The sequence below is a fragment of the Rhizobacter sp. P1_G5 genome (genome assembly GCF_056405435.1).
In genome coordinates this window covers 1-3433 of record NZ_JBFUCB010000626.1, presented here as the reverse complement: position 1 = coordinate 3433, position 3433 = coordinate 1, and the positions used below count along the sequence as shown (strand labels likewise).

The following is a 3433-nucleotide window of genomic DNA, read 5'->3' as shown; positions in this document are numbered from 1 at the left end:
GGACTACAGCCGCATCCGCGACAAGATCGAGGCGGTGTTCGACGACTTCGCCGGCTTCAACGAGAAGATCAGGAAGCCGGGCGGCTTCCGGCTGCGCAACACCGCATCGGAACGCGTGTGGGTCACCGCATCGAACAAGGCGCAGTTCAGCGCCCACCCGGTGCCGCGCGATACCGCCGTGCACCGCGCCCGCAAGCAGACCGATGCGGTCGTGCTGACGCTCGCCACGGTGCGCTCGCACGACCAGTACAACACGACGATCTACGGCATGGACGACCGCTACCGCGGCGTCTACGGGCACCGCCGCGTGGTCTTCATCAACCGCGACGACCTGAAGGAACTCGGCATGAAGGCCGGCGACTGGGTCGACATCACGAGCGTGTACTTCGGCGACGACGGCAGCGACGAACGGCGCAGCGCCGAGAAGTTCCTGCTGGTCGAGTACGACATTCCGCGCGGCTGCATCGCGAGCTACTACCCCGAGACGAACGCGCTGGTGCCGTTGCAGAGCTTCGCGATCGGCGCCCGCACGCCGACCTCGAAGTCGATCCCGGTGGTGCTGACGCTGCGCCCGCTGGATTCGCCGGTGGCGAAGGCGCGTGATGTCGCCGACACCGCAGTCGCCTGAGGGGCCTGAAAACGCACCCGCGCCGCTCGAGGAGCGTGCGCTGCAGGAACTGCTCGAGCTCGACGAAGACGGCCGCGGCGTCGCGCTGACGCGGCTGGCCAAACGGCTGGGGGTGCGCGTCAGCGTGCTGATCCGGCTCTACACGCAGATGAGCGATGCCCGCATCGGCGACGCGGTCGGCCCCGGCTGGGTGCGCCTGCAGGTCGACGAGGCCGGACAATGGCGGGCCTTCGCGACCGACACCGCACGCCGACCGACATGAGCCTGCCCCACCCCGACACGACCGCCACACCCGGCACTTGCGRCCTGCCCGACAGCCTGCCGCCCACCGAGGCGGTGTCGGTGCGCCGCCATGTCGGCGCGGTCGCGAGCGAGCGCAGCGACACCRTGGCGGTGGAGTCGCCGGTCGCGCTGGTCTTCAACGGGCTGTCGCACGCGGTGATGATGGCCACGCCGACCGACCTGGAAGCCCTCGGGCTCGGCTTCGCGCTCTCCGAAGGGCTGATCACCGGCCGCGACGAATGCCGCGACATCGAGGTGATGGCGCATGCGCGCGGCTGCGAGGTGCACATGACGGTGTCGTCGCGCGCGTTCGCGGCGCTGAAGGACCGCAAGCGCTCGCTCGAAGGCCGCACCGGCTGCGGGCTGTGCGGCATCGACAGCCTGGCGCAGCTCGACCTGCAGCCGACCGAGCGCGTCACCGGCCAGCCGCCGATCCCGGCCGACGTGGTGCTGCGCGCATTCGCTGCGCTGCCGGCCCGGCAGGCGTTGAACGCCAGGACCGGCGCCTGCCATGCCGCCGGCTGGGCCACGCCGGCGGGGGAATTGCTCGACGTGGCCGAGGACGTCGGCCGCCACAACGCGCTCGACAAGCTGCTCGGCCGGCGTGCGCTGGCGGGCCGGCTCGGCGAGCCGGGCTTCGTCGTGATGTCCAGCCGCGCGAGCTACGAGCTGGTGCGCAAGTCGGTGCGGCTGCAGGTCGGCACGCTGGCCGCGATCTCGGCGCCGACCTCGCTCGCGATCGACATCGCGCGGCAGTCGGGGCTGCAGCTGTACGGCTTCTGCCGCGGCGAGCAGGCGGTCGACTACACCGCGCTCGCGCCGCTCAGCTGACACGCCCTGACATCGACAAACTGGGGGGTTCGCTTTCCGCGAACTTGGGGATGCCGTGAACGCGGCGTGAAGGCACGCTGTCGTGGCTGCCTCACCAGGACCCACCATGGCCCCCCCGGTCGTCGACCTGAGCAAGACCCTCGCGCTGGCCACGATCACCGCCGACGAACGCGCGCTGCTGGCGCAGTTGCAGGGCAACCTGTTGAAGGGCCATGGCCGGCCGCGCGCGGCGCACCTGCTGCTGAGGTTCGGGCACGCGCAGGCCGGGCGCGACTTCCTGCGCGCGCTGCGGCCGCGGCTCGGCCGCGCCGACACGCAGCTCGCCGATGCGCAGCGCGTGCGCGCGGCGCGCGAGGCCGGCACGGTGCTGCAGACGCCGCTGTTCGTGTCGTGCCTGCTGTCGGCCCGCGGCTACCGCGCGCTGCAGGTGCCGCGCGAGCGCTGGCCGTCGGACCCGGCTTTCGTCGAAGGCCTGAAGGACCGGCAGCCGATGCTGCGCGACCCCGACCACGCCGGCTGGGAGCCGGCCTGGCGCGACGAGGTGCACGCGCTGGTGCAGTTGGCGGGGGAGGCGCCGCAGGTGGAGGCGGCGCTCGCCGATTGGACGGCGGCGCCACACGAGGGTGTCGAGCTGCTGGGCATCGAGCAGGCCCGCAGCTGGCGCAACGGCCGCGGCGAAGGGATCGAGCATTTCGGCTTCGTCTCGGGGCGCAGCCAGCCGTTGATGATCGAGGAGGACATTGCCCGCGACGCACTGCGTGGCGGGGGCAGCCAGCGGTGGTCGCCGCGCTTCGCGCTGTCGCAGGTGCTGGTGCGCGACGCGGCGGTCGATGATCCGGCGGCGCACGGCTCGTACGTCGTCTACCGCAAGCTCGAGCAGAACGTGCAGGCCTTCCAGCAGGCCGAGGCGGCGTTGGCGCGCGGGCTGCGCAAGCTCGGCGCTGCCGCCGACGTGGCGCTGGCCGGCGCGATGCTGGTAGGCCGTTTCGCGGATGGCACGCCGCTCGCGATGCAGGGGCATGCCGGGCTGGAGGAGCCGGTGGCCAACGATTTCGACTACGCCGCCGACCCGCAGGGGCTCCGATGCCCGTTCCATGCGCACATCCGCAAGACGAATCCGCGCGGCGACACGGTGCGCGAATTCGGCATCGCGCCGGCGGCCGAGCGTGCGCGGCTGATGGCGCGGCGCAGCATGCCGTACGGCGAGCGGCGGCAGGATGCGCAGGGGCGCTTCAGCGACGCGCCCTCGCACGGCGTCGGGCTGCTGTTCATGGCCTGCCAGGCGAGCATCGTCGAGCAGTTCGAGTTCTCGCAGGCGAACTGGGCGAACGACGAGGGCTTCGTGCTCGGCCACACCGGCATCGACCCGCTGGCCGGCCAGGGCGGCGCGGTGAAGCACCGCCACCATGCCGGCTGGGGCGATGCGCAGGCGCCGACGCTGTCGCAGCGGATGTCGGGGTTCGTGACGCTGAAGGGCGGGGAGTATTTCTTCGCGCCGTCGCTGGGGTTCTTCGAGGGTTTGTAGTGTGGAACCTTTCAGGCACGGGTGCGACTGAGGCATACAGTCCAACACCAGGAACCCCTTTCATGAAACGCACCCACGGCAGCCTCGAGACACGGCCTTTGCTGAAACCCAAGCAGGATGTCCACTCCGAAGAAGATTCCGCCGAGAGCATCCGGTCGAAACAGAAC

At 71.2% G+C, this 3433-nt stretch carries 4 protein-coding genes; all 4 read left to right on the top strand.

Annotated elements, in window-relative coordinates; all coding sequences use genetic code 11:
- Nucleotides 1-628 (top strand): molybdopterin dinucleotide binding domain-containing protein (locus AC1D12_RS28330; protein ID WP_477844416.1); only part of this gene is annotated, 628 nt, incomplete at its 5' end.
- Nucleotides 603-890, top strand: a complete 288-nt coding sequence (locus AC1D12_RS28325; RefSeq protein ID WP_477825836.1) for a hypothetical protein — start codon at nt 603-605, stop codon at nt 888-890. The genes AC1D12_RS28330 and AC1D12_RS28325, both read left to right, overlap by 26 nt.
- Nucleotides 887-1741 carry a formate dehydrogenase accessory sulfurtransferase FdhD gene (fdhD, locus tag AC1D12_RS28320; protein WP_477844414.1) on the top strand — a complete coding sequence of 285 codons (855 nt, stop codon included), beginning with the start codon at nt 887-889 and terminating at the stop codon, nt 1739-1741. Before AC1D12_RS28325 ends, fdhD begins: the two co-directional genes overlap by 4 nt.
- A gap of 106 nt (nt 1742-1847) precedes the next feature.
- Nucleotides 1848-3266, top strand: coding sequence for a Dyp-type peroxidase (locus AC1D12_RS28315; protein ID WP_477825838.1), 1419 nt, complete (start codon nt 1848-1850; stop codon nt 3264-3266).
- Nucleotides 3267-3433: the final 167 nt, after the last annotated feature.

Bases quoted from the DNA above. Each gene is read 5' to 3' on its own strand.
- AC1D12_RS28315 (WP_477825838.1), top strand. From the start codon at position 1,848: ATGGCCCCCCCGGTCGTCGACCTGAGCAAGACCCTCGCGCTGGCCACG.
- AC1D12_RS28325 (WP_477825836.1), top strand. From the start codon at position 603: ATGTCGCCGACACCGCAGTCGCCTGAGGGGCCTGAAAACGCACCCGCG.